This window comes from Streptomyces sp. RGM 3693, assembly GCF_050471125.1.
Taxonomy (GTDB): Bacteria; Actinomycetota; Actinomycetes; order Streptomycetales; family Streptomycetaceae; genus Streptomyces.
Genome location: NZ_JBMPPQ010000001.1, coordinates 2,892,679 through 2,915,057 on the forward strand (window position 1 = coordinate 2,892,679; position 22,379 = coordinate 2,915,057).

The 22,379-nt window shown below is 66.2% G+C and carries 30 protein-coding genes; 20 read left to right on the plus strand and 10 right to left on the minus strand.

The annotated features are described in order from the left end of the window. The first annotated feature begins 125 nt into the window (after positions 1-125). Complete coding sequence (locus ACO0M4_RS12470; RefSeq protein WP_430369945.1) at positions 126-569, plus strand: hypothetical protein; 444 nt, start codon at positions 126-128, stop codon at positions 567-569. 97 nt (positions 570-666) lie between these two features. Here the strand turns inward: ACO0M4_RS12470 and ACO0M4_RS12475 are convergent, their stop codons facing one another. From ACO0M4_RS12475 to ACO0M4_RS12485, 3 genes are all read right to left on the minus strand, one after another. Next, complete coding sequence (locus ACO0M4_RS12475; protein ID WP_430369947.1) at positions 667-876, minus strand: hypothetical protein; 210 nt, start codon at positions 874-876, stop codon at positions 667-669. Positions 877-1,537: 661 nt separating this feature from the next. After that, positions 1,538-2,977, minus strand: a complete 1,440-nt coding sequence (locus tag ACO0M4_RS12480) for a ParB N-terminal domain-containing protein (protein ID WP_430369948.1) — start codon at positions 2,975-2,977, stop codon at positions 1,538-1,540. Continuing rightward, positions 2,974-3,645: a ParB/RepB/Spo0J family partition protein gene (locus ACO0M4_RS12485; protein ID WP_430369949.1), complete on the minus strand. Its 672-nt coding sequence runs from the start codon at positions 3,643-3,645 to the stop codon at positions 2,974-2,976. The genes ACO0M4_RS12480 and ACO0M4_RS12485 overlap by 4 nt, the downstream gene beginning before the upstream one ends. Positions 3,646-4,126: 481 nt before the next feature. On the opposite strand from ACO0M4_RS12485, the gene ACO0M4_RS12490 reads away from it, so the two are divergent. Both ACO0M4_RS12490 and ACO0M4_RS12495 read left to right on the plus strand, forming a co-directional pair. Beyond that, the gene (locus ACO0M4_RS12490; RefSeq protein ID WP_430369951.1) at positions 4,127-4,885 is read left to right on the plus strand and encodes an AAA family ATPase; all 759 of its coding nucleotides are present in this window, start codon (positions 4,127-4,129) and stop codon (positions 4,883-4,885) included. A gap of 188 nt (positions 4,886-5,073) precedes the next feature. Next, on the plus strand, positions 5,074-5,868 hold the full coding sequence (locus ACO0M4_RS12495) for an IS5 family transposase (RefSeq protein ID WP_430369953.1): 795 nt from the start codon (positions 5,074-5,076) through the stop codon (positions 5,866-5,868). On the opposite strand, the gene ACO0M4_RS12500 is transcribed toward ACO0M4_RS12495, so the two are convergent. Continuing rightward, positions 5,816-6,391 (minus strand): hypothetical protein, encoded by a 576-nt coding sequence (locus tag ACO0M4_RS12500; protein ID WP_430369954.1) that lies wholly within the window; start codon positions 6,389-6,391, stop codon positions 5,816-5,818. The genes ACO0M4_RS12495 and ACO0M4_RS12500 overlap by 53 nt on opposite strands. 205 nt (positions 6,392-6,596) lie before the next feature. On the opposite strand from ACO0M4_RS12500, the gene ACO0M4_RS12505 reads away from it, so the two are divergent. The 17 genes from ACO0M4_RS12505 to ACO0M4_RS12585 all read left to right on the plus strand — a co-directional run bounded on the left by ACO0M4_RS12505 (position 6,597) and on the right by ACO0M4_RS12585 (position 15,707). Then, the gene (locus ACO0M4_RS12505; protein WP_430369956.1) at positions 6,597-6,884 is read left to right on the plus strand and encodes a hypothetical protein; all 288 of its coding nucleotides are present in this window, start codon (positions 6,597-6,599) and stop codon (positions 6,882-6,884) included. A 238-nt stretch (positions 6,885-7,122) separates the two neighbouring features. Then, positions 7,123-7,680: a hypothetical protein gene (locus tag ACO0M4_RS12510; protein ID WP_430369957.1), complete on the plus strand. Its 558-nt coding sequence runs from the start codon at positions 7,123-7,125 to the stop codon at positions 7,678-7,680. Next, on the plus strand, positions 7,680-7,892 hold the full coding sequence (locus ACO0M4_RS12515; protein ID WP_430369958.1) for a hypothetical protein: 213 nt from the start codon (positions 7,680-7,682) through the stop codon (positions 7,890-7,892). Before ACO0M4_RS12510 ends, ACO0M4_RS12515 begins: the two co-directional genes overlap by 1 nt. A 64-nt stretch (positions 7,893-7,956) precedes the next feature. Beyond that, complete coding sequence (locus tag ACO0M4_RS12520; RefSeq protein WP_430369960.1) at positions 7,957-8,841, plus strand: hypothetical protein; 885 nt, start codon at positions 7,957-7,959, stop codon at positions 8,839-8,841. 878 nt (positions 8,842-9,719) lie between these two features. Beyond that, positions 9,720-9,971: a hypothetical protein gene (locus tag ACO0M4_RS12525; RefSeq protein WP_430369962.1), complete on the plus strand. Its 252-nt coding sequence runs from the start codon at positions 9,720-9,722 to the stop codon at positions 9,969-9,971. A gap of 40 nt (positions 9,972-10,011) precedes the next feature. Next, complete coding sequence (locus ACO0M4_RS12530) at positions 10,012-10,281, plus strand: hypothetical protein (RefSeq protein WP_430369964.1); 270 nt, start codon at positions 10,012-10,014, stop codon at positions 10,279-10,281. A 34-nt stretch (positions 10,282-10,315) separates the two neighbouring features. After that, positions 10,316-10,582: a hypothetical protein gene (locus tag ACO0M4_RS12535; protein WP_430369965.1), complete on the plus strand. Its 267-nt coding sequence runs from the start codon at positions 10,316-10,318 to the stop codon at positions 10,580-10,582. A gap of 17 nt (positions 10,583-10,599) precedes the next feature. Beyond that, a complete protein-coding gene (locus ACO0M4_RS12540) occupies positions 10,600-10,788 on the plus strand; it encodes a hypothetical protein (protein ID WP_430369966.1) in 189 nt (62 codons plus the stop codon). A 202-nt stretch (positions 10,789-10,990) separates the two neighbouring features. After that, positions 10,991-11,266 carry a hypothetical protein gene (locus ACO0M4_RS12545; protein WP_430369967.1) on the plus strand — a complete coding sequence of 92 codons (276 nt, stop codon included), beginning with the start codon at positions 10,991-10,993 and terminating at the stop codon, positions 11,264-11,266. Then, entirely contained in the window at positions 11,263-11,583 is a 321-nt protein-coding gene (locus tag ACO0M4_RS12550; protein ID WP_430369969.1) for a VRR-NUC domain-containing protein, read from the plus strand. Before ACO0M4_RS12545 ends, ACO0M4_RS12550 begins: the two co-directional genes overlap by 4 nt. A gap of 13 nt (positions 11,584-11,596) precedes the next feature. Beyond that, a complete protein-coding gene (locus tag ACO0M4_RS12555; protein WP_430369971.1) occupies positions 11,597-11,722 on the plus strand; it encodes a hypothetical protein in 126 nt (41 codons plus the stop codon). A gap of 19 nt (positions 11,723-11,741) precedes the next feature. Further along, entirely contained in the window at positions 11,742-11,972 is a 231-nt protein-coding gene (locus ACO0M4_RS12560; protein WP_430369973.1) for a hypothetical protein, read from the plus strand. Continuing rightward, positions 11,973-12,254 (plus strand): hypothetical protein, encoded by a 282-nt coding sequence (locus tag ACO0M4_RS12565; RefSeq protein WP_430369974.1) that lies wholly within the window; start codon positions 11,973-11,975, stop codon positions 12,252-12,254. Positions 12,255-12,536: 282 nt separating this feature from the next. Further along, entirely contained in the window at positions 12,537-13,262 is a 726-nt protein-coding gene (locus ACO0M4_RS12570) for a DUF4328 domain-containing protein (protein ID WP_430369976.1), read from the plus strand. A gap of 107 nt (positions 13,263-13,369) precedes the next feature. Beyond that, entirely contained in the window at positions 13,370-14,152 is a 783-nt protein-coding gene (locus ACO0M4_RS12575; protein WP_430369977.1) for an LppX_LprAFG lipoprotein, read from the plus strand. A 97-nt stretch (positions 14,153-14,249) separates the two neighbouring features. Then, a complete protein-coding gene (locus ACO0M4_RS12580; protein WP_430369978.1) occupies positions 14,250-14,954 on the plus strand; it encodes a hypothetical protein in 705 nt (234 codons plus the stop codon). 498 nt (positions 14,955-15,452) lie between these two features. Next, positions 15,453-15,707 (plus strand): hypothetical protein, encoded by a 255-nt coding sequence (locus ACO0M4_RS12585; protein WP_430369979.1) that lies wholly within the window; start codon positions 15,453-15,455, stop codon positions 15,705-15,707. Positions 15,708-15,814: 107 nt separating this feature from the next. On the opposite strand, the gene ACO0M4_RS12590 is transcribed toward ACO0M4_RS12585, so the two are convergent. From ACO0M4_RS12590 to ACO0M4_RS12615, 6 genes are all read right to left on the minus strand, one after another. Next, positions 15,815-16,678: an immunity 49 family protein gene (locus ACO0M4_RS12590; protein ID WP_430369980.1), complete on the minus strand. Its 864-nt coding sequence runs from the start codon at positions 16,676-16,678 to the stop codon at positions 15,815-15,817. Then, the gene (locus tag ACO0M4_RS12595; protein ID WP_430371430.1) at positions 16,675-19,536 is read right to left on the minus strand and encodes a hypothetical protein; all 2,862 of its coding nucleotides are present in this window, start codon (positions 19,534-19,536) and stop codon (positions 16,675-16,677) included. Before ACO0M4_RS12595 ends, ACO0M4_RS12590 begins: the two co-directional genes overlap by 4 nt. Continuing rightward, on the minus strand, positions 19,533-19,985 hold the full coding sequence (locus ACO0M4_RS12600; protein ID WP_430369981.1) for a DUF6507 family protein: 453 nt from the start codon (positions 19,983-19,985) through the stop codon (positions 19,533-19,535). Before ACO0M4_RS12600 ends, ACO0M4_RS12595 begins: the two co-directional genes overlap by 4 nt. 131 nt (positions 19,986-20,116) lie before the next feature. Then, a complete protein-coding gene (locus tag ACO0M4_RS12605; protein WP_430369982.1) occupies positions 20,117-20,428 on the minus strand; it encodes a pore-forming ESAT-6 family protein in 312 nt (103 codons plus the stop codon). A gap of 49 nt (positions 20,429-20,477) precedes the next feature. Next, positions 20,478-20,810, minus strand: coding sequence for a hypothetical protein (locus ACO0M4_RS12610; protein ID WP_430369983.1), 333 nt, complete (start codon positions 20,808-20,810; stop codon positions 20,478-20,480). A gap of 145 nt (positions 20,811-20,955) precedes the next feature. Next, complete coding sequence (locus tag ACO0M4_RS12615) at positions 20,956-22,374, minus strand: DUF6177 family protein (RefSeq protein ID WP_430369985.1); 1,419 nt, start codon at positions 22,372-22,374, stop codon at positions 20,956-20,958. Positions 22,375-22,379: the final 5 nt, after the last annotated feature.

The window sequence follows — 22,379 nt, forward strand, 5'->3', positions numbered from 1 at the left end:
TCCATGATCCCTGACCGGGCTACGCAGTCGGACGGCGCCCCGCCCCACTGGCTGTTCGGTACCTGGTCGGGCAGTCATTCGGGGCCCTGGATAGGGTGATGAGTCCAGAATCATTGCGGAAGGCGATGGTGATGCTGTTTTCAATACCTGAGTACGGGTGGTGGCTGATTGCGGTTGCTTCGACCGTTTTCCTCATGCTCGGGCTGTGGCTGGTGGCCATCGGAACGAAACTCCCTGAGGATCTGCGTAGTACCGGCAAACAGTCGCCACGAAGATCCAAGTGGGCGGCGGCCTTGCTGGCCCCGGTAGTGTTCGGCGCCATCTTGGGAATGAACCTTCTACGGCCCGAACCGGCGCCAGAGATCCTCTTCCTGTACAGCGTCGTGTGCACCTCGATGCCGATTGCCTTGGTGCCGGTCCGTGGCCGAATGCTCAGGGAGTACGTCGAGCAGAAGCGGAGGAATCCCGACGGTGAAGTCCAGCCTGACGGACTTACGATGGCCTGGATCCTCAGCGTCCTCTCCGTGATGTGCCTGGCTGCCGTGATCGCCCTGATGACAGTGCCGTAGGGGATGCGTCGGTAGTCAACACCCGTCTCTGCGGACCGGCAGATGCTGATGGGGGCACCGGATGAGTGGCACGGCTGCGAGTCGAAGATCTGGAGCGTCAGCCAGTGCTGCTGTCGGGCTGCGGGTGCCGAACGACACGCTTCAACTCCATCTCGACGTCGAGACGAGATTCCCCGGACTTGGCAGCGAACGCCGAGATCGCCTGGTGCACCTCGTGTGCAGTCTCGACGGTCAGCACGCCCGCCTGGATCTGACTCCAGGCGGCGTGCTCCTTCTCGATCAAGTCAGCGGGGAGTTCGATAGCCACGAAGTGGGATTGTAAGCCGTCCCTCTCGGCCCTCCTCCGGGCCTGCCCGCCACTGGCGTCGGTAGAGCGGGGTGCCTTTGTACTTGCCGGCGGTCTTGGTGGCCGACGGCCAGCGTGAAGGCACTCCCTACGTCAGCATCAGCTGTTCTGGCCCACCTTCATTCTCCGTAGGTGTGGGTGAAGGCGGAGGGGCATCGGGAACGTTGCGATTTATTCGCAGCCACCATGCAAACTGCCAATTTCTGCACGTGCGATACCGCAGTGAGTTTCTCTTGGGGGCATCGAGCGGGATGGAATGCTCGCCCCAGTCTGCAATGAGGCGAGCATTGGTCAGGCAAACGTGAAGGCCGCGGACCAGTGCATCGCCCTCCCATGTCTCTCCCGGCGCGTACTCGAACGCGAGGTGTGCATTGCGGGACCAGTCCCATGGTATGGGCAGCGCGCACAAGTACCAGGCCGCAGGAGGATTACTGCCCGGCAAGCGGAGAATCTGTCGTCTGCGTTTGGCATTGACGTGGTGGCGGTCGCACTCTGCGAACGTTTTCAGGCAGTGCTGCGTCAGGTCCAACTGTCGTATGCCGGCTAACCACATGACGCGATACGTGTCGAGTGAGTCTACCTCGACGTAAACGTGCTCTGGTGGAGATCCCGGATTCATCTCTCACTCCTTCGAAGCTGAATTCCTCTCCTTGGTCAATTTTATCAATATTTCCGATATTCCGTGGTGCTTGCTGTGACGGAAATCGTTGGGGTAGGGCATGTTGAATTCTTCGGAGAATGCCCGCTCGTATTCTTCTGTCGGGAGAGGTCGAGGCTTGCGACATACGGCCTTCACGGTGGCTCTGGTGGTGTCGCTGAGTTGTACGTCCTCGAAGTAGCGGGACAGTAGCCCGCGGAGCGACTCGGGCGTGTGGTAGCGAATTCGTTGCCACTTGCCACGCACGAACCGCATATCGACGTTGTGATCGTCGAGGAACGCCAGTCGGGTCGAGTCCCGGCTGATGGAGTGCTCGGAGTTCTCGTACGCCACCTCGCGTTCCAGGTTGCGGGTTCCGACGCACACCTGCCCGTCGGCGGCGCACAACGCGTTCACGGTGACCAGCACCCAATGCTGGTACTCCAGGGACGTGGTGGCGTTGATGACGGAGTCCAAAACGACGACCTCGTACAGGCCGTTCTCCCGCAGTTCCCGCTCGATGCCGCGGAGTTGGCCGACAACCGTGCGGATGTCGATCGAATACTTCCCCTTCAACGTCCGGTACGGCTCATAGTCCTGCACCCGGTAGCCCTTCGCGCGTAGGTGCCGGGCGTAGTCACCGTGGCCAGCACCGAAGTCCACCACCCGGTCAGAGGTCGTCAGCCACGGCAGCACCAGCCGCTCCCACACCTCGGACTTGTAGCGGACCTTGTCCGCCTTCGCCTTCGAGGAGTGTTCACGCAGCCGGTTCGGCTGCACGATGTGCTGATTCCATACCGGGGCCTGATCCTCCAGACCGGACCAGTCGTACACGCCGTACTCCCCAGTGAGGTCCTGTACGAGCTGGCCGGCGTCGAAGGACGCCACGGTCCAGGCCAGGACATCGAACCGCTGGGACTGGGCGACGGCCGCGTATTCAGCGTTCAGGACGATGCGGCCCTGGTCGTCGATGACCACTGAGCCCCACGGGCCGTGGGCGGCAGTCATGAACCCGATGGCCTGCTGGAACGGGAGGTTCTTCGACTCCTCAACCTCGATGGTCTGCCACGGAATCCAGCACCACTGACCGATCGGCCCCGGCTCCGCGTACACGACGGATGACTCGGTCTCGACCCGGTTGTGGAGAAGGTTGAACTTGATCTCGTCCTGCAGCCGCACCTTCTGCGGCAGGATCATCGCCGGCGTCGTGTCCTGCCCGATCGCCTTCAACCCCTTGGTCCTCTGGTGACCCGCGACCAGCGTCCCATCCGCATTGAGGATCACCGGCTTGACGACCCCATGGCGGCGCAGAGACTGCTGAAGGCGCTCGAACGCGTCGTCCGAGAGGCGTCGCGGGTTGTAGTCGGCCGGCCGCAGCTTCGCCAGCGGATAGGCCGGATCGAAGTGGACGTTGAGGCTCTTCACTCCGCAGCACCCGCTCCGGTCTCGGCGCGGTGCTCGTCGTTGAGCACGTGCCAGCCGAACCCCATGTCGGAGTCGTTGTCGGCAACGAACCGCTTGTACAGCGCGTCCAGCAACTCGACCTCGGCCTGCGTGATCCGCACCCTGGTGGACGACCACTGCAGGTAGCCCCACTGGAGGTAGTCCACCGTGGCCGCGGCGCCCGTGCCGACGCCGTCGCTGGGAAGCTCGATCGGAGCCGGCAGATCAGTCTCGTCCAGGAGCTGATCGAGCTGTTCCTGGTCGTAGCCGGTGCCCTGCAGATCCGGCAGGTCCTGGAGGATGTCCGCGAGGAGGACGGTGTCGTACCCGGCGAGATCGCTGGTGCGGTTGTCGACGATGACGATCTTCGCCGCGGCGTCGTCATCGACGTCCAGCCACGTCACGGCGATCTCGACCCACCCGAGCTGCTTGGCTGCCTTGTACGTGTGGTTGCCGGCGAGGATCTCGTTCGGACGCCCAGTGAGCGTGCCACGGTTGACGACGATCGGACGGTACTGACCATTCGTGGACAACGACTCTGCGATCGAGTCGAGATCGCCAGTCCGCGGATTGCGGTGGTACGGCGCCAGCTCATCGACGGGGACGGCCAGGCCCGCGAGCGAGGCCGGAATGCGAGACGCGGTGGACATAGGGCTCCAGCCCCACGCCCAACGTCGAGCCTAGGTGAGTGAAGCGAGTGCCTCGGGCCCTGGCCTCACCCCGCCTTAGCGATGGCCAGAAGTCTTGCCATGCCCACCTCGGCGGGCGGGGCTCTGGCCGGGGCGACACACTCATTCGTTCGCGCAGGGAAAAGCGGCTCATTCCTCAGAGGGCCTTTGTCAGTGGCGGCTGCTACACCTCCGACACGGCCACATGGCGCGGTCTCGACACGGAAGGGGAGTTGGGTGCCGCCGAAGAACCTCTCACTCCGCGGCAACGAGTCCTGCCAGCTTCGCAACCGCCCGGAGGTCAACAGGCCTGTCCTATCCGGCAGTCCTAAGGCGCCACAGGGCCGCTTTGATTCCGCCAATTCCGGAACCACGTGCAGCGACTCCGGTGATCACCCGACACCACCCTGCAAGTCATGTCACCGTGCGCATGCGTACGGTCCCCACACGATTGAGGAGCACGATGCCCGCCCCCACCACTGAGCAGAGCGTTGCCGTCGACACCTTCCAAAGCGGCGACCACCTGGTCCTCCAAGCCGGCGCTGGGACAGGAAAGACCACGACACTCGCCATGCTCGCGGCGAGCACCAAGAAGCGCGGGAAGTACGTCGCCTTCAACAAGTCCATCGCGGTGGAAGCCTCCACCAAGTTCCCGGCCAATGTGCAGTGCAAGACAGCCCATTCCCTCGCCTACGCGGAAGTGGGACGCAGGTTCACCGGCCGCATGGACGCCCCGCGTGTGCCGGGCTGGAAGACCGGGGCCTCTCTGGGAATCGGCCTCAACATGAGCATCAGGATCGGCGAGCGAAACGTCACTAACAAGGCCCTCTCCTACACGGTGCTGCGTACCGTCACACGCTTCTGCCAGTCCGCTGACACCACGATCCAGCGATACCACGTCCCCCGCCTCCGCGGCATCGAAGCCGAGGACCTGCATGCCCAACTCGTCGACGTAGTCCTGCCCTACGCGCACAAGGCGTGGGAGGACCTCCAGAACCCTGATCACGGCGTTGTTCGCTTCGACCACGATCACTACCTGAAGATCTGGGCCCTCACCGAACCTCGCATCGAAGCGGACTTCCTACTCCTGGACGAGGCACAGGACACTAATCCGGTCGTGGAGAAGGTCTTCAACGCTCAGAAGCCGTATCTCAACCGATCTTGGAACGGGCAGGTCGAACGGAGTTCCTGGTCGGGTGATCTTCCGCCGGTACGCGCATGAAGGCAGGGCCTCCTGGTAGCTCGGGGGTGCGATCCCATTCCGAGCGGTTCCCGGAGGCCCTGTTGTCGTTGTTGTACGCGTCCGAGCCCGTTGACTTCAACTCGCCCGTCGTGTCGTGCGATTGTCTCGCGCACCTGTACGGCAACGCGGCCGATCACCCCGATCGGGTGCGCCGGTATCCGTCGGACATGACGGACGCGGAGTGGGCGGCCGTGCGGCCATTGTTGCCGGTGCCGGCCTGGCTTCAGGGGCGAGGCGGACGGCCCGAGGGCTACTGTCATCGGCAACTGCTGGACGCGATCCGTTACCTGGTCGCAGGCGGGATCCCGTGGCGGGCGCTGCCTGCGGACTTCCCCGGCTGGGGCCGGGTTTACGCCTTCTTCCGGCGCTGGCGCGAGCACAGGCTGATCGCCGAGTTCCACGACCGGCTGCGCGGGAAAGTCCGTGAACACGAGGGCCGCGAGGCCGAGCCCACGGCGGGGATCATCGACGCACAGTCGGTGCGGGCCGCCGCGACGGTGCCGGCCTCCTCACGCGGCTACGACGGCGGGAAGAAGGTGCCGGGCCGCAAACGGCACATCGTGACCGACACCCTCGGTCTGCTCCTGGTCGTCGCGGTCACCGCTGCGAACATCGGCGACCGCGACGCCGCGGCGGGCCTGCTGACCCGGCTGCGCCGCCTGCACCGCGACATCACCCTCGTCTGGGCCGACGGCGGCTACACCGGCGGCCTCGTCGACTGGTGCCGGGACAAACTCGCCCTGACCCTGGAGATCGTCAAGCGCACCGACGACATGACAGGGTTCGTGGTGCTGCCCAGGCGTTGGGTGGCAGAGCGCACGTTCGCGTGGCTGATGCACTCCCGCCGCCTGGCCCGGGACTACGAGACCCTGCCCGCCACCAGCGAAGCGATGATCCAGTGGTCGATGGTCACGCGGATGAGCCGACGCCTGGCACGGCCACGGGCCGCTGACCGGCACTGAATGCCCCCGACGCCTCCAGCAGGAGCCACCCGCGCTCCGCCAGGCGTCGGGCTTTCGACCGCAGCCCCTCGACCTTCGCCGGAGTCGCCCCAAGGCCCAGCTCCACAGCGATCTCCTTGGCTCGAAGCGGCCCGTGACCCGTGGACCGCTGCTGTTCCAGCACGCCCACAATCCGCTGATAGTCCGGCGCCAGAACCGTCACCGGCAGCCCTTCCCGCCAGGGCGGCACCATCGAGCCCGGCACCGGCGCGAGCGACGACGCCGCTTCCTCCTCCGCCTCGGTCATGGTCACGGCAGTGGACCCGGCCGCAGAGACTGCCAGGGCCTCGACCAGTTCCTCCCGCGCGATCACCCGCCGGTCCAGCTCGATCTCCGCGGCCTCCAACACCTCAGCCAGCCGCGCGACTTCCTCCCGCAAGCCCTCCACCCGCACGCGGGCAGCCGCCTCCCGCTCCTCCAGCATTCCCAGCACCGACGCCACCACGCACCCCTCGACCATGAAGCGGACACAAGACATCGGCATGCCTCCCTCAACCCGAGCGAAAACATGCCTGACCAGCAGAAATCAAGGGACCACGTTCGGTTGGGATACGGCTTCTGAGCCTGCCACCGCCTGAATCCACATCGCCCGGGGTGCGGGCGAAGTCCGTCCGCACCCCGCCCTGCCCGTGCTGCCTCAAAGCTCTTGGGGGAGACGGCCAACAGACCCGAACCGAAAGAGCCTTCCCATGCGTATGCCGCGCCTTGTCACCCGACGGCCCCGTCGCGCTGCGGTCCTCGTCGCCGGACTCGTCACCGCCGCACTCTGCGCCCTCAACGCCTTCGCAAACGTCTACGACGGCCAGCACGCTGGAGTCACCTTTGGCGCGCCCGGATGCTCCGTGAGCATCGAATGGCGCGGGGACCCCGGCCTCATCGGATCCTGCACGGGCACCGACCCGGACGCCAAGGTCGTGACGGCGTACAACGACGGATGGATCGACGGGCAGACCGACCTGCGCGGCGAGCACCACTGACCACTCACCGGGGCGCCGCCGAACGCCGCGCCCCAACCCCAACTCCCCGGACGTATCCCTCCCAGGGACATGCCGGTTCACCGACCCGCCAATCCTGCCGCCATTAAAACGTCCTCATTTCGAAAGGACGCCCCTTGCGCATCCTCACTCTTACCGGCTCCTCCACGCCCCTCACCCTCACCGATCGGCCGACCGCAGGCTCCCGCCTCTGCCTTACGGCCTCAGCCTGGCCGACGCCGTGGCCGTCCGCGCCCATCAGGTGAAGCCTGATGACCTCGTGGTCGCCTACCTTGCCAACGGGACCGGCGTCCGCCCGGCTAAGCACGTCCCCGAACCGTTCCCGGCCGCCCCGCACACTTTCGCCGACTGCCCGTGCAATGGGTGCGATGAGTGTGACGACATGGACGCCTGGACGCTCGCTGACCACGCCCGCGTCGCGGACGTCGGATGGCGGTTCGTATGCCTGGCGCCGAGTGAAGACGACGAGCCGTGTGTCGTTGTCCTGCGCAACCAGCCTGTAGCCGTGGTCCCCGCAGACGTCGCGGCACGGGCCAGGGCGGCGGCTGCGCCGCCTGTGCGTACCTACGGCGTGGTATGGACCGACGACTTCGAGGCAGCCAGCCCGCAGGAGGCCGCGCGGCTTGCGTACGAACAGCTCAAGGCTTTCGCGGCAGACGGGCCGCCAGTGTTGGAAGTGGATGACGGGCACGGCGTCCGCACCATCATCGACCTGAACGTCGAGGCTGGGGTTCGTATGGCCACCGACCCGAACGCTGGAATGGAAGCGAACGGCTGATGGGCCACAACTGGACGGCCATGCAGCGCGCTGAGTTCGACTACGACGCGCCCAACGAACTGCCTATCTCCACCGGCCGGGTGCGCATTCCCGCAGTCCCGGACCAGGTGGGTACCGAGGCTCTCTTTGGTGATCCGGTGCCCGCCCCGAAGCCGCGACGTGAACGGCTCCTCCGCCCGGGCGACGCCGATGGCCAAGACGCACTGTTTTGACCCGCGACGATCACACGCCCGGCCGCCCTCACTCTCCTCGTTCCTCTCTCCTCCAGGAGGCTTCGTGCCTATCTACCTCCCTGAACCCGAACCGGGCCGCCCCTCGGACGGCAAGGGCTACAACCGATTAACTCTCAACGCCCACATGGGTCTGGGCGGCCCGCAGTGCGCCCTGCAACCGAAGTCGTACACGACGCTGCTGGAGAGCTTCGATACCCGCCGGGCCCGCTGGGGCGGCTTCGGCTCCTGCATACGGCAGCAGCGGGACTGCACGAACTGTCCGGTGATGGCCGCTACGCTCGACTCGCCTGGGGAACAGGTGCCGTTCAACCCGCCCCTGGTACTGATCCGCATCGAGTCCGTGATCCCCGACGATGCGATGTTCGATGCGGAGCCGACCACCTCCTTGTGGATGACCGACCGGCCCACCGACCCCGACTACCGCCTCCACGCCCAGCAGTGGAGCTGGTTCAGGCTCCAACGCTTGAAGGGATGGGAGCTCGGCCGGCGGCACCGTGACGAGATCAGCGACGCCTTCTGGATGCACCGCACCCCCTACGCCCCGGCCCCGCACGTCACCGTGCGCACCCGCAGGTTCAAGACCTTCGCCCGGCATGCCTTCGTGGTGAAAGGCACTCGTGCCGCCTTGCTGACGTGCCACGGAGACTGCCGGCACGACAGCGGCACGCTCCTGAACGTCATAGGCCACCACGCGCCACAGGAAGTGGACGACGAGAACGTCAAGGTCCGTGGGTGGCAGCTCTCTGGTCTGCCAACCGGCAGCAAGAACGGACGTCGTCTTGCGCTGACAGCGCGAACCGGCTCCGTCAGCGTCACCCTCATCGAGGGCACTCAACGACTCACACAGCTGACCTTCGACGGCTCGCAGTGGTCCGTCGGCCAGATCCACGGGGCCGCCACGGCACTCTTGGACCACACGGGCCGGTGAGCGCATGGACGACTGGAGGCCCCCGCGGCTCTACCTACCGGACGAGCATCTTCCCAGTGCGGGCACGGATCCGTGGACATGTCGTTCCTGCGCGGTTCCCTGGCCGTGCCAGATCGCTGACCCGTATCTCACGGTCAGTCGCTGCCAGTGTGGAGCACCGTCCTACTGGGAGGTGCGTGGGCGGCGTCGCTGGCACGTCGGGCCGATCTGCTACACGCGGGCCGATGTTCTGGCCGCGTACGCGAAGGAGCGGCACGAGTACCACCAGGCCCATCCGCACTATCCGCCGCGGCGACCACCACAGCCACGCCGCAGGAGGCGCCAGCGGCCCCCATACAAGCACACCCCAAGTGGGCCGGGCGACGTCCTGCCCGGCACGTGGCTGTGGGTGAAGCCGGGGGGCCTGCATCCAGCGTGGGGCGACCTGCACCGCCTAGCCATGCTCACCTGTGCGGGCAGGCCGTACTGCGAGGTGTGGCTGGACGACACCACAGTCCACCGGGTCAGGGGCGAGCTGTTTATCCTTGAGCGCAGGTCGACGGCGGCCAACGTTCCCGAAGCCGGCGGGGCGCCCGTGGTTGTCGGGCGTGGGCCGCGGCCACGGCCACTTCTGCCGGAGTGGCAGTGGTTGAAGTGGACTGTTGCCGAGCACCTGGCGTTCCTGGAGGACGATTGTGTGCCTGCGGGCCCGGCCTCGGTGCAGGAGGAGCTTTTCCCCGCGCGCCAGACATGAGGGGTTCCAACCCTGCTTCATGGGTGGGGACTTGTGGGTGCGAGGTCGCTTTCGCGGAGTGGACACCCCCCTAAACCATAGTAGAATAGATGCAAGAGGTGAGGGTGGGAGCCCACACCCAGGCCCCCGAAAGGTCAATCCCGCCATGATCAACGCTGACGACTTACGGATCGATGCGACCGCCCACTATGGCATTGAGTACTACATCTTCGACGACGCGGGCGAAATTACCGCCAGCAACACCGACATCATCGCGGGCGCCGACCTGCGCGAAGAGGTGAAGTCACGCCTCTTCGCCTACGAAATACTGGAGCAGGACGGCGACCGCATCGAACTGGCCGGCAGCCGGGGCGCACTGAGGGGACGCCGCATCGTCACCTACACCAAGATCGACTAGCCCGGCCGCACGACAGGAGCAAGCAGCCAAGGAGTCGCCGATGCCTTCCACCCTCACCACGCCTGACGCCCTCGCAACCCTCGGAGTCTCAGCACCCGAGTGCGACAACTGCGAGGGCACAGGCACCATCGTCTACCTGCACGGCCCTTACGAGCACACCCGTGAGTGCGACACCTGCTACGGAGCCGGCCGATCCCTCCCCTGCCCTACATGCACCGACGGCACGAACCGCAGCACGGGCGACACCTGCGCCACCTGCGCCACCTGCGCCACCTGCGCCACCTGCGAAGGGTTCGCCGTCCTCACCTGACCAGAAATAGGCTAGTACCTAACAGGAGTATCCGATGGACCTCGGCGACGCACTCACCCAAGAAGCGTTGGCCACCGGCAGCAAGGCTGCCGCGAGTACCGACCCCTGCGGCGTGATCCGCCTGGCTGTCACTCTCCCTGATGGGGCGGTCCAGCACTTCGAACGCCCACCCGCCGGCACCTGCGCCGACTGGCGCGCCACCGACCTCGAAGCCTCCGGATCGGGCTTCGCCTTCAACGAGCCCGTCACCGAACAGTGGGGGCACGCACTCACCATCGTCGCCCACAACTCCCTTACCTGACACGCGAGGAGAACAGCATGGAAGGCTTCGAGAAGCGCACCGGAGTAACCCTGATCCGACTTCCCGAGGGCATGCGCCGCCTGTTCGGCGAAGTCCACGGCCACGCCACCGACCCCCTCACCGGTAAGGAACTGGTGATGGTGTTGTGGATTGGCGCACCCAAACCCCTGCCGTACGACCCGGACGAACTCGCCTACATCGACTGACCTCAAATAGGCCAGTGCACATCGACGTGCTAGGTTTTGAGTGATGTCAGGACCTGGCACGGCCCGACACCACCCATGCCTCCGGACGGGCAGCGACCCCCCGCGCCCCGCCCGCCCGGAACGGCCCGTCCGATACGGGCCACCCCTCAGGCCGGGACCCGCAGCCCCCGCGGGTCCCGGCCATCCCATGGAGAAACCCGACATGCCTGCCATCACCAACGACGCCCACGACACCCAGCACACGGCCCACGACAACGACCTCTACGAGGCCCTCGTCATCGAGCGATACGGCCGCCCCCTCCACGAGATCCTCTGGGAAGAAACCCGACACCCGCTTCCCGAACTCCTCAAGGAACGCCAACGCCGCCCCCGCCTCCCCGCCGCACCCCGGCACCGGCCGCATCCCGATCCGGACGCAGCCGCACACCGCGCCGCCCTCCTCGAAGCCATCACCCCCCACCGGCGGAGAGCGGCGTGACCGAGGAACAGTTCCGCCGGCACGTCCGCAAACTCGCCGCCCTCCGCGGCTGGACCCTCGCCTACCACACCCACAACTCGCAGCGCAGCGACGCCGGATGGCCCGACGAGGTCTACGGACATCCCAAGGCCAAACGTGTCCTGTTCGTCGAGCTGAAGTCCGACACCGGCCGTATCCGCCCCGCACAACGCACATGGCTTAAGCACCTCGCCGCCTGCGGACTCGAAACAGCCCTGTGGCGCCCCAAGGACCTCGACCACATCGTCAACGTCCTCGCCCCAGACGGGTCCCGCGCCCAACTCCCCCATCACTTCTAGAAAGAGAGCCAACGTGATACGCGAAGACACCAACAACCACCCCTGCCAGAATCCGCCGGTGCCCGGAGCCATCTGGTGCAAGTCCTGCGACAGCTGGTTCAACCCCATCACCAACACCTGCCGCTGCAACAACCGCTAAACGCACCGAGGCCCGCACCATGAACACCCCTGCTCGCACCACCCCCTCGACACCAGCGCCCACTTCACCAGTAGCCACGATCCGCGAGCAGACCACCCCCACATCGGGCAGCAGCCTCGAACAGGCCCTCGCCACCATCGCGGTCCTCGCCGACGGCCTGTGCAAGCACCTCGCCGACAGCCAGTGGCGTGCTGCCGCCCGCATCAGAGAACTCGCCGAGACCACCATGCCAACCGTCCGAGGCCGCTGAATGCACGCACTCTTCGAACCCCTGCCCGTCCCTACCCGTCGTCAGGCCGCCTACGACACTGCAGAAGCCCTCCGAGACCGCCCAGGCGAGTGGGCGCGCATCGAAACCCTCGGCAACCTGAACCGGGCCCACAACCTCGCCTACCGCATTCGCGCCGGCAGGCACGGGGCCTTCCAACCCGCCGGCGCGTTCGAAGCCACTGCGCGGCGCTCCGACGACGGCACCGCCTCCGTCTACGCCCGGTACAACGCAGCCGCCGAACACACGGGCGTGCCCCGCTAGGCCAGCACCGATTCACCCGCAGTCCGGGCCGGCGATCACCGAAGGCGCTTCGTTGGCCCGGACTTCAATGTTGCTCAAGGCGCCTGCAGCGGAGCCCAGTTACTCCGCCGCAGCGCGAGCGGGAGCAGCCCCCACATACGGCGCAGCTTCCTCGCTGGCAACGAACTTGACGGGCCGGCTGATCAAGGGGCTCCGCTACCCGGTCGCCCCACCGGCGCACACGGAATACACAAAAGGTATGTTTATCCGTCGCACACATAGATGTGCGTTTATGCAACATATTTGGAGTTCGCAGTGTCGCACCACCCCGTCGGCGCCCAGCCCGACGGCCCCGTTCTGCGTTCCACCAAGGGTCTGGCAACGGCCATCACCGTCTTGCTGCTCGCCTTCATCGCCATCGATCTCTTCTCGCTGTACGCGGGCCTCAACATGCACTCGCTCATGGGCAAGGTCATATCCGACGGCTTCGAGAACGTGTACTTCAGCGAGATCACCTGGGCGGACACCCTCTACGGGACGGCCGGAGTCCTCCAGGTCCTCGGAATGATCGCCACCGGCACCTGCTTCCTCATCTGGTTCTACCGAGCACGCGTCAACGCCGACGTCCTCGCACCAGGCGCGTGCACCACGGGCAAGGGGTGGGCCATCGGCTCCTGGTTCATACCGATCGGCAACTACTGGCTGCCCCTCCGCGTCGCGCGTCAAGTCTGGGACGCCAGCTTCCAAGACGCTCCCGAGGGTTCCCGGCGCGCGGTGTCACGCACCACCCTCTTCGCCTGGTGGATCACCTGGGCCGCGTCGGACGCGCTGGGCATAGCCGGAGCGCGGCTGAACGCCAAAGTCGAGGGCCCCCAGTCCCTTCAGTACGCGACGCGGGTGGAGATGGTCTCCGACGCGATCAACATCGCGGCAGCCGTCCTCGCCATCCTGGTCGTGCGGAAGCTGACACGCAGGCAGCGAACACATCCTCAGCCCGAGCCCGTCGCTCTCACGCACGGATACGCATAGCGGCACGCCCCAACCGACCATCACGCCCCGCAAAGCCGGACGGCCAGCCACTGAAGGAACGGCCGTCCGGCCGTGCGGGGCCAGCCAACAACTCACGGAGATTCCCAATGCGTCGCCGCATCGTGCTAGCCGCCACCACTGCTGCTCTCTGCGCGGCGTGCTCCCCCACCGACTCTCCTCAGTCGGCCAACACCCCGACACCGACCGACGTTGTCCAGAGCGCCGTAACTGCTACCACACACACCAGCGCCCGCATCAACGCAACACTGGAACTCACCGCGGACGGAACCACCAGCTACCACATCCAGACGCAAGGCAGCCTCGACATGGCGGCCGACCGAGGCCGGCTCGACGTCCGGCTCATCGAAGGCAGCAACCGGGCCGAGGAACTGCTCGTCGGCGACAAAATCTACGTCCGCAACGTCGAACCGGAAGGCGTCGACCACACCTGGGCCGTCGCCACCCGCCACGCCGCCGAAGCCCACTACCTACTGCGCGCTCCGCTCAACGACCCCGAACACACCCTTGTGCAGATCGCGAGGATGCGGAACGCACGCAACATGGGCAAGGACACAGTGAACGGCACCCAGGCCACGCGCTACAGCGGCAACCTCGACCACAAGACGCTTACCTTGCGCATGGCCAAGAAGACACGCCAGAAGCTCGACGACCTCCGCGACAGCTACGGCCGCGACCTGCCCGTCGCCGCAGAGGCATGGGTGGACGCCCAGGGACGCCTCGTTCAGGCCCGCCTCGCGCTCAAGGACAAGCAGCAGGCCCTGGCCACCCTCACACTGGCCCTTTCCGACCTGGGCAAACCCGTCCGCGTAACCCAACCCACGCATGCATCGACCCTCGACACCACGACCGGCAACCTCATGAGCGGCTGACCCAACATGGACCGTACGCACCGCCGCTCAGCGGCACGCCAGCTCACCACCGAGGTCATCACAGGCGGAGTCGGCTGACGGAACCATGTTCTTTGGGATGAAGAAGAAACCAGATGCCGGGGCAAGGCCAGCAGGTCCCGACGAGTGGCACAAGTGCCTCGGATGGGCATACGGACTGGTAGCAAGCGATCCTGCGGCACGCGCAGCCGCGCTCTCCCATCTTGCCGAAGCGCAGCGCAATACCCAGACTGCTATCGACCTCCTCAACGAGTCTTGGCAACGAATGTGGCCGTCGCGAGCCTGGACGAAGGCCGCCTGGAAATACTGCGTGGTCCGGCAACACTCGCTGCCCGACGCGTTGTGGGACCGCCCCACCGATGCCGACATCACCAAGTGGCCTGGACTGCCGTTTGCGCTGCTGTTCCTGGAGTGGGAGGCCAAGTGCCCACAGGAGTGGACGCGCCATGCCAAGGCATGGGGCACGAAACAATCTCTCCTACGGGACTTGGCTGTCGACAACCACTCCGAGCCAGTCAAGGCCAAGCTCTCGGAGCTGCTCGATCTCGTGGTCCAACGTCCCTATCGCTGCAAGGACCGCGAGTACGTACGCATCTGCCGGGTCATGGACGGCAATGACCTACGTGCCAGGCTCACCAGCGCCGCCGAGTCCGACAACCCATGGCCACAGCGCCACGCCGGCTACATTCTCTGGCTCCTCGACCGCCCTGAGGTACCCAACACGCGGCATGTCTGGCGCACTTGGCTTGCGGAGCACCACGACGGTGATGTCCGGGCAAGATGAGTGCCCGGTGACCGGCCCGCGGTCCGCAATCACTCGCCAGCAAAACTACGCAGGGCCTGAAGCACCTACCCCAAGGGGGATCGCCTCGCGCAGGCCCACCGTGACGAGATGGAGACCAACTCGTTGAACCGGCCGGTATCCACCAAGTCGGGCCCGTAACCCAGTCACCCGGGCCCGACGCACCACCTCGCAGGCCACCACCTGGCCGAAGTCTGGTAGCTGCGGCGCCCGTACATGGTCGAGCCAGCCCCTCCGCGTCGCCCGGCGGCCTGCCTGCTGTGGAAGGTAACGAGAGCGGGGCGACTGCTCCGTCGCTGCGCCGGATCCCAAGCCCAGCCAGCCGCCCCAGCACCGCTCACCTTGCCACCTCCACCCCGGACTTCGGCCGTCGGGAGTGATCCCTGGTGCAGAAGGCCGCTGCGGGTCGCCAATTCGTCTGGAATACGAGACGTCAGCGAGGGATCCCCAGCATCGCCACGGTGGTCATATGTTTCCCACATGGGGATCGTTCTCGCGCTGGCGTACATAGCCATTGGTGTCGTTCTGCTCGTCGACTGCGGTGGCTTCATCCGGCGCTGGTGTGCGCGAGTACAGCGCAAGGCAGCTGAGCGACACCGAAACATGCTGTGGCGAAACGGCCACATGGAGACGCCGTACGTACCGACGCTCAACGCGCGTCCGGGCTGCCTGCGCGCTTTGGGAGCCCCTCTCGTGATTCTGGGCGGCCTGCTACTCGTGTTGAAACTGGCATAGGCGGGCGAGCCACGCGCCAGCAGCTCGCTTCGAAGCGATCGCTGTGGACATGACGGCCGTGAGGTAGTTCGGACAAGGCACGCTCGCGGCCTCTGGCGTCGGCTGCCTCACGTGGGGAACTCGCCGAGCCAACTGTGCTGCAGGAGGTGCTTGGGCAGGTACTCCGACTCCACCTCGATCGGGAGCTTTCCGTCGTAGGCGAGGCAGGCGATCGCGAGAGGGCCCAGGGCGATGCTGCCGTCGATGTCCGTCCGCCGCTCTTCGGTCAGCGTCCAGTACATCTGGTGCAGCTTCAGTGCCTCTTCCAAGGCGGGGCTAAAGCCAGCTTCGTCTTTGAGCACGAAGTGGTAGAAGAGGTTGATCGGCGGATAGAGCACCCCCTGAAGCAGGTCCCGCGGGGCGACCTGCGCCACGTCGGGATGCGACATCTGGAGTGCAGCGGTGAGCTTCTCCACTAGCCCCGGCCGCCGCATCCAGTACGTCTGCAGGGCGTCCACCCATTGGTAGATGTACTCGTCGTACTGCCCCTCCGGCGCGCGCAGGCGCTCAAGGGGAATCTCGCACAGCTCCGTCATCCGCTGCTGTTCACGGCAAATGACCGCCAACCAGAACGCCGTCAGCCAAGTCCCCGCGTCTGCAGAAGAAAGAGGACCAATGGCCTGAAGGGTCCGCGTCTTCCGGTCGATGCGGCAATGGATAGTTCCCTCGCCTGCACCTGTCACGGCGAACAGCGCCGAGCCGAGCTGCATTGCGTTGACGGTCGCCTCCCAGGTCTCCACCTTCGCCGCGCGTGGATCGATGACGCAGCGAGCGTGTAGCGCCATGACAGAGGTACTGAAGGCGAAGTCAATCGAGTTGGCCGACTCCTGAAGGCGGCCGATACGCCTAGCTACTCGTTCATTCAGCCGCTCCGCGAACCGCTCGGCGTCGGGTCCTACCGAGAGTTCATGCCGGGCAACAGTGACGGTCACGGAAGGGTCCCCTTGCTGATGTCGAATCGCCGGTACTGGTAGCCAGTATACGTTCCCGAATTTTTCTCGCCCTTGACGACGACGTACTCCAGTTTCCCCTCATCGAGGGCCTTTTCCAAAGCGTCGACGAGATCGTCCTCGCCTCGCTTTTCCATAGCTTTGAGGATGTCGAAGAAGTACTCTCTACTTCCCTGGGACACTTTCCTACCGTTTGGAAGTTCACGTCTTCCCAGTTCGGTACCAGGGCTACTTTTGGCCTCGACGACGGCCACTCGACCATCATCATGCTTCCACACCTGGTCGAACTGGTCGTTGCCATTCTTTGGGCCGAGGAGAGTCTGCTTCTCGAAGTCCGGGTAGTTCTCGGCGATGTAGTGGTATTCGGCCGCCTTCTCGCCGAATGCCTCAGTGGCATCACCCATTGCAGTGTGGGACTCCTTGTATGTCCCCTTAGCTTCCCCCCACTGCGCGGCCGATTCGCCGGTGCCATGGGCTTCGTGAGCTGCTCCGGCCTCCGCCTTCCAGTCCTTCACGATGTTGTCGTATTGGACGGCGAAGTGGCGCTCCCTCGCAGCCTCTTCCAGTATGTGACGCCTGGCCGGGCTGTTGACCGTGTCCGCCCCCACTTTGATGTAATTCTTGTCGTAGAAATGGGGTTTGGGGGGCTCAGGGGCGTGCTTGGCAGGGATCCACGGGGAGTTTTCCGAAAGCCGTGCGAGCTGAGGCGGAGTGTGGCCACTCTCGTCGTACAGGTCCAGGTCCTTGCGCGTTCCGTCCTTTCTGTAGTAGTGCTCGCGGTAACCCGGCTCGTGATTGGCGCGGTAGACCTGAATTTCTTGGATCTGCTCATGAGTGAGCCGACCAGGAGGGCCATAGGGATTGGCGCCTTCGTGCATGAAGCTGGGACGAGGCGCAGGGTCGCGCTGTGGCGGGGCGCTGTCGCCCGCTGGGGTGTGCGTGTCGCTACCTGCGCCCGGAGGTTCAGCATGGGCAGAACTGCTGCCGACCACATCGTGTCCAGCGCCGATGCCTACTGGGCCGTCGCCCTGATGCGGGATGGACGGGCCGGGGCCGTGGCCGCCACTGCGCGTGCCACTCGTTTCGACGGTGTGACCTGCGCTGCTCGTGGAGTTGTCCAGTCCGCCGGTGCCCGACGTGTGAGGGGTGGTCCCACCGCCGTCCGGGGTGTGGCTGTTCGTAGGCATGTGGTCGCCTGCGCTGCCGCCCGGGGTGCCGTGGTCGCTGGCACGGCCCATGGGGTCGGTGTGCGCAGGGCCGGTGCCAACGTGGCCTGCATTGTCGCCGGTACGCATCGGGTCGGAGATGTCCGAGCCGACGCGTGTGATGTCGTCGCCGCGTCCGCCGACGCCGGCCAGGACCGGCTGCTCCTGGCGAACCGGGGTCTCGGTCCGCGGGTTGTCCGCTCCGGTGGCCGGTGTGGTGGTCTGTTCCTTGTGGGCGTCTTCGGCTTTCTGGAAGAGGCTGCCGTCCTCGTTGTAGAGGTCGCCTCTGCCGCTCATGTACTTCCCGGTGGCCGGGTCCTTCACCGTATTTGGCGGGAGGGTGACGGTGTCCTCGGGCAGCTTGATTCTGTCGTGAGGGAGCTTGGTTGCCCCGTCCGGGACTGCGGTGCCCTTGGGGAGCTGCACCGTGCCGTCCGTGAGCTTGGCGGCGCCCTCGGGGAGGCTGTAGGCGCCTTCGGAGATCTTCGGGACCTGGAGGTGGCCCGCGTTCTTGAGGTGGGCCATGACGTCGCCGATCTTGGAGATGCCGGCGCCTGCGCCCTTGAAGACGTAGGTCATCGGGTCGATGACCTCGCCCACTTTCCCGGCCACCGACACGGCTCTGACCGCCACGCCAGCCTTGCTCGCACTCTCCACGGCGGCGCCGCCGCCACGGGTGAGGATCGCGGTCACGACGTTGAAGGAGACCGCGCCGGCGGCTCGGGAGCCGTTGGATTCCCATTGGTCCCAGGCCACGAATGCCTTGCCGGTCTCCAGCATCGCGGTACGTGAGTCCCGCAGCCAGGAGGGGAGCATGTGCCCCGGTGTCATCAAGTACATGGGGGCCAGGAACGGCATGGTGGTGAGGATCGTAGTTCCGGTGGTGAGCTTGGCCAGGCCCGTCCATGCCTGTCCGGCGGCCTCCGAGCCTTCGAGGCCGATCAGGGCGCCCAGGCCCTTGATGGAGCCCCACACGCCGTCGATGACGACGCCCTTGCCGAAGTCGTAGGCGTGGTCCCAGACCTTCCACCAGGGAACGGATTCCTCCACCGCGTCACCCCAGGGCAGGCTCTTGGATTGTGTGAGGGTTTCGGCGTCGTAGCCGTAGCCGTTCTTGTGGGAGGCGTCGATGGCGTGGAGTGCCGGGCCACCAACCAGGCCGACGATCTTGGCGTGGCAGTCGCGTTCGGCTGCCTGGAACGCGGCCCAGACCTCAGCGATCTTGTTGCGGCGGGCCAGGTTCTCGTCAGTCAGGTCGCTGTCTTCACGCCAGTCGTCGTCGCTGGAGTCGACCTTGTGGCGGAAATTGGCTGCGTCCTGCTTGAGCTGCTGCAGCTGGTGGACAAGGGGCCTTACTTCACGGGCGTAAGTGCCCAGGGCCCCGGCGATGACACGGGCGTCATGGCCGACATCGTGGGCCTTGTCTGCCACGGGTTTGGTGACGCCGAACAGTTGCTCCGCCTCGGGCGCCTTGTAGAAGGCGGACAGGCCGCCGAAGGACTTGTGGACGTCCGAGCCGGCGGTCTCGACCTTGGGGCCACCATGGGATAGCGACTTCACCTTCGTTTCGAGAAGGTCCAGATCACCGGTGAAGACCGGTACCTCGGACGGGTCGACCGGCGCGTCGCTGCTCATCTCTGCTTCCCCCCGAAGTCCTTGAGCGCATCCACCTGCACGTTCCGGGCGGCGTTTTGGGCGTACTTCGCCGCCTCCAGGTCACCTTGGACGTACTCGTTGGTGGCTTTGGCTGCGCCCAGGACGGCGGCCTGGCAACGATCGGCCATCGCCGTGAAGTCCTTGTTGCGGTGCGCTGCGTACTGAACCAGTGCCGCGGCGACCGGCCCTGTCGACGTCTGCGACAACACGGGCTTGCCCATCGGTCCCTTCAGCGTGGGTCCGTCCATCACGGGCCCATGCGGCAGCGTGGCTGCCTGCGAGCCCAGCACAGCCGTGCCCGCCGCCCCGGCTGCCTCCCGCAGGTCCGCGAGCAGCGTGGTGAGGGCGTCGCCCAGATCTTCGGCATGTGTGCCGACGACCTTCAACTGGCCCTGCACTCCCTGCGGCTGAATGTCCCACGACGCCATGAACGCCCGCATTCCTCTCTCTACTGCACCATCACCGCCACCCCACCCCGCGCTGCACCACCGCTTCCCGCGGTCGGCTGCAAGTTGGCGCACTCCGGAGAAACGCTCCTCCCGCTAATGCGCCGGGCGGTTCAGCCGATGTTGTCGACCGCGGACTTCGCGCGCGCGAGCGTCTGGTGCGCGGTGGCGTCGTTCTTCTCCAGCGTCGTCTTTAGCAGGTGGACGATGTTCTTGACCTCCTGCGACGCGCGGTTCCAGCGCATTTCCTTGCCGTGGTACTCCTCGGCGACACCATCGGCCGTGAAGTCCGCCATCGCCTGCTTCACCTGCGCGTCACGCGCTGCGATCACCTGCTCCAGGCGCGCGATCACCGCCTGGATGTTGCCCTGTGCCTCCGCCGATGCGCCCGAGTCATACGAGCGGCGGTCCATGCCAGCAGCCATCACAATCACTCCCCCTGGGGTCTCAAGTACTTCTTCCGCAACCGGGCTGTCAGCGGCCCGAGAAGCGGGCCGCGTCGAAGTTCGCCGCCGACATCTGCGACCGGGCGTTGTCGGCCTGCTCCTGGACACCGGTGCTGAAGGCCGACTCCATGCCCGACTGGCCACCCACGATCGCGGCTAGCGCACTGTTCAGTTCCGCGCTGATCTCGTCCGCGTGCGACTTGAAGGAGTCGAAGGCTGCTTTGCCCGCGCCGTTGAACTTGCCCTCAAGCGGCTGGGCTGCCTGGACGAGCTGGTGGATCAACGTCCCCAGTTCCGTGCTCGATCCCTGCGATTGCGACCTCAAGGTCGAGAGCGTCTGCGCTCCCATGTCGAACTTCATCGGGCTCCCCCCGCGGGCTTGACGATCGTGTGTGCGGACATGCCTATCAACCGGGTTGTCATTGCTGCAATCCGTAAACACCATGCTATGGCGAAGGTGTGACAACAGCTCAGCGCCGAGAGGCGACGCCCCCGCACCAGGGGCCTCATTCGCCCTTGAGATGCCGCATCAGGCGCTCGAAGTCCTGCCAGCCCGACAGGTCCGACGGGTCTCCCGGCAACGGGTAGTACATCGCAGGGCGGGACTTCGGACCGAGGGAGACGGGCGGCTGGGACAGCGGGGTACGCCGGGCACGGTCATCGGGCATCTGGCGAATCTCCTCCGCACCAAGCACGAAAGCAACCGGGACGCCCGGGCCCTCGAAGCGGGGCGGCACCGCCAGGTCGCGGCGGGCTTTGCGGAGCTGGACGAGCATCGACTGCAGGCGGTGCCGGGTGGCCAGCAGCTCCGCCACCTTGGGCAGAGCGCCCACCGGAGGCTCCTCGTCTGGGCCGTAGCCGAACATCAGCGTGACGTCTTCCTCCACACCCGCCTTCGTACGACTGATCCGCACCGTGGCAAGGCCCGGCCGGCCCGCGCTGCCGACCACCACGACCCAGGTCGGCTCGGGCACCCTCTCACGCGCAAGGTCGGTGATCTGGCGCGGCGACCAAGGGAGATTGGCCGGTTCCGCGGTTCCCCACCCGGCCGGAGGCGCGCCGGTCAGTTCGCGCCATATCAACTCCAGCGCGCCACCGAGCACCAAGTCCTCGTTGGCGGGGTGGACAGTGCGGAACGTCACGGCCAGCTGACGCTCACCGGTAACCGTGACCTCCTGGTAGGAGGCAGCCACCGGAGTACGCGGATCGTCAGCGGGCGCCTCAGCCGACGGTATGGGGGCGAACATGCCGTCCTGCCAGCGCAGTACGGCTCCTGTCAACCCGTCGTAGTAGCCGTCGCGTTCATCGCGCACGACCCAGCGGGAGGGCCAGTTGCTGAGGCTGTCACGCGCGGCCGCGGAGAGCGTGGTTCCCGGCGGGGTGACGACTTGGAGGCCGAGTTCGGCGGTGGCGGCGGTCCGGAAGGCATCGGAGAGCCAGGCGGTCATGGCGAGCACCGGGCGGTCCTGGATGACCACGGCGACCTTGTCGGTGAGGACGTCGACGGCAGGCTGCGCGGCGGCCGGGGTGGGCGCGACACTCATACCGTCGGTTGCGACCACGGCCAGGGAACGGGCGGCCTCGGGGGGCCAGGCGGAGCCGTCGGCCAAAGCGGCCAGCCGGGCTGCGAAGGTGCCCGCGAGTTGCTCGGCCTCTTCGACGCCGGTGGTGGCGCGGGCTTCGGTCCACCAGTACGGCACCGGCGGTGGGGTGGCCCCCAGTAGCCGCTCGGCCTCACCCGGGACCTGCACGAGCAGTGGTGCCTCGACGGAGACCAGGGGCCGGCCCTCACCGTCGCACAGGCGCACGACAGCGCCCTCCCCCGTCGTGTCCACCAGCTTGTCCGGGCCCCCGGAGAACAGGCTGGCGAACATGGCCCCCGGGTCGGGCATCCGTGGAGTGAGGGCGATGACGTCCTTGGTCATGGGTC

Excerpts from the sequence above, each read along its gene's own strand:
- ACO0M4_RS12470 (WP_430369945.1), top strand. The coding sequence starts at position 126 with ATGGTGATGCTGTTTTCAATACCTGAGTACGGGTGGTGGCTGATTGCG.
- ACO0M4_RS12485 (WP_430369949.1), bottom strand. The coding sequence starts at position 3,645 with ATGTCCACCGCGTCTCGCATTCCGGCCTCGCTCGCGGGCCTGGCCGTC.
- ACO0M4_RS12490 (WP_430369951.1), top strand. The coding sequence starts at position 4,127 with ATGCCCGCCCCCACCACTGAGCAGAGCGTTGCCGTCGACACCTTCCAA.
- ACO0M4_RS12495 (WP_430369953.1), top strand. The coding sequence starts at position 5,074 with ATGACGGACGCGGAGTGGGCGGCCGTGCGGCCATTGTTGCCGGTGCCG.
- ACO0M4_RS12500 (WP_430369954.1), bottom strand. The coding sequence starts at position 6,391 with ATGCCGATGTCTTGTGTCCGCTTCATGGTCGAGGGGTGCGTGGTGGCG.
- ACO0M4_RS12505 (WP_430369956.1), top strand. The coding sequence starts at position 6,597 with ATGCGTATGCCGCGCCTTGTCACCCGACGGCCCCGTCGCGCTGCGGTC.
- ACO0M4_RS12515 (WP_430369958.1), top strand. The coding sequence starts at position 7,680 with ATGGGCCACAACTGGACGGCCATGCAGCGCGCTGAGTTCGACTACGAC.
- ACO0M4_RS12525 (WP_430369962.1), top strand. The coding sequence starts at position 9,720 with ATGATCAACGCTGACGACTTACGGATCGATGCGACCGCCCACTATGGC.
- ACO0M4_RS12530 (WP_430369964.1), top strand. The coding sequence starts at position 10,012 with ATGCCTTCCACCCTCACCACGCCTGACGCCCTCGCAACCCTCGGAGTC.
- ACO0M4_RS12535 (WP_430369965.1), top strand. The coding sequence starts at position 10,316 with ATGGACCTCGGCGACGCACTCACCCAAGAAGCGTTGGCCACCGGCAGC.
- ACO0M4_RS12540 (WP_430369966.1), top strand. The coding sequence starts at position 10,600 with ATGGAAGGCTTCGAGAAGCGCACCGGAGTAACCCTGATCCGACTTCCC.
- ACO0M4_RS12545 (WP_430369967.1), top strand. The coding sequence starts at position 10,991 with ATGCCTGCCATCACCAACGACGCCCACGACACCCAGCACACGGCCCAC.
- ACO0M4_RS12560 (WP_430369973.1), top strand. The coding sequence starts at position 11,742 with ATGAACACCCCTGCTCGCACCACCCCCTCGACACCAGCGCCCACTTCA.
- ACO0M4_RS12565 (WP_430369974.1), top strand. The coding sequence starts at position 11,973 with ATGCACGCACTCTTCGAACCCCTGCCCGTCCCTACCCGTCGTCAGGCC.
- ACO0M4_RS12575 (WP_430369977.1), top strand. The coding sequence starts at position 13,370 with ATGCGTCGCCGCATCGTGCTAGCCGCCACCACTGCTGCTCTCTGCGCG.
- ACO0M4_RS12580 (WP_430369978.1), top strand. The coding sequence starts at position 14,250 with ATGAAGAAGAAACCAGATGCCGGGGCAAGGCCAGCAGGTCCCGACGAG.
- ACO0M4_RS12585 (WP_430369979.1), top strand. The coding sequence starts at position 15,453 with ATGGGGATCGTTCTCGCGCTGGCGTACATAGCCATTGGTGTCGTTCTG.
- ACO0M4_RS12595 (WP_430371430.1), bottom strand. The coding sequence starts at position 19,536 with ATGAGCAGCGACGCGCCGGTCGACCCGTCCGAGGTACCGGTCTTCACC.
- ACO0M4_RS12600 (WP_430369981.1), bottom strand. The coding sequence starts at position 19,985 with ATGGCGTCGTGGGACATTCAGCCGCAGGGAGTGCAGGGCCAGTTGAAG.
- ACO0M4_RS12605 (WP_430369982.1), bottom strand. The coding sequence starts at position 20,428 with ATGGCTGCTGGCATGGACCGCCGCTCGTATGACTCGGGCGCATCGGCG.
- ACO0M4_RS12610 (WP_430369983.1), bottom strand. The coding sequence starts at position 20,810 with ATGAAGTTCGACATGGGAGCGCAGACGCTCTCGACCTTGAGGTCGCAA.
- ACO0M4_RS12615 (WP_430369985.1), bottom strand. The coding sequence starts at position 22,374 with ATGACCAAGGACGTCATCGCCCTCACTCCACGGATGCCCGACCCGGGG.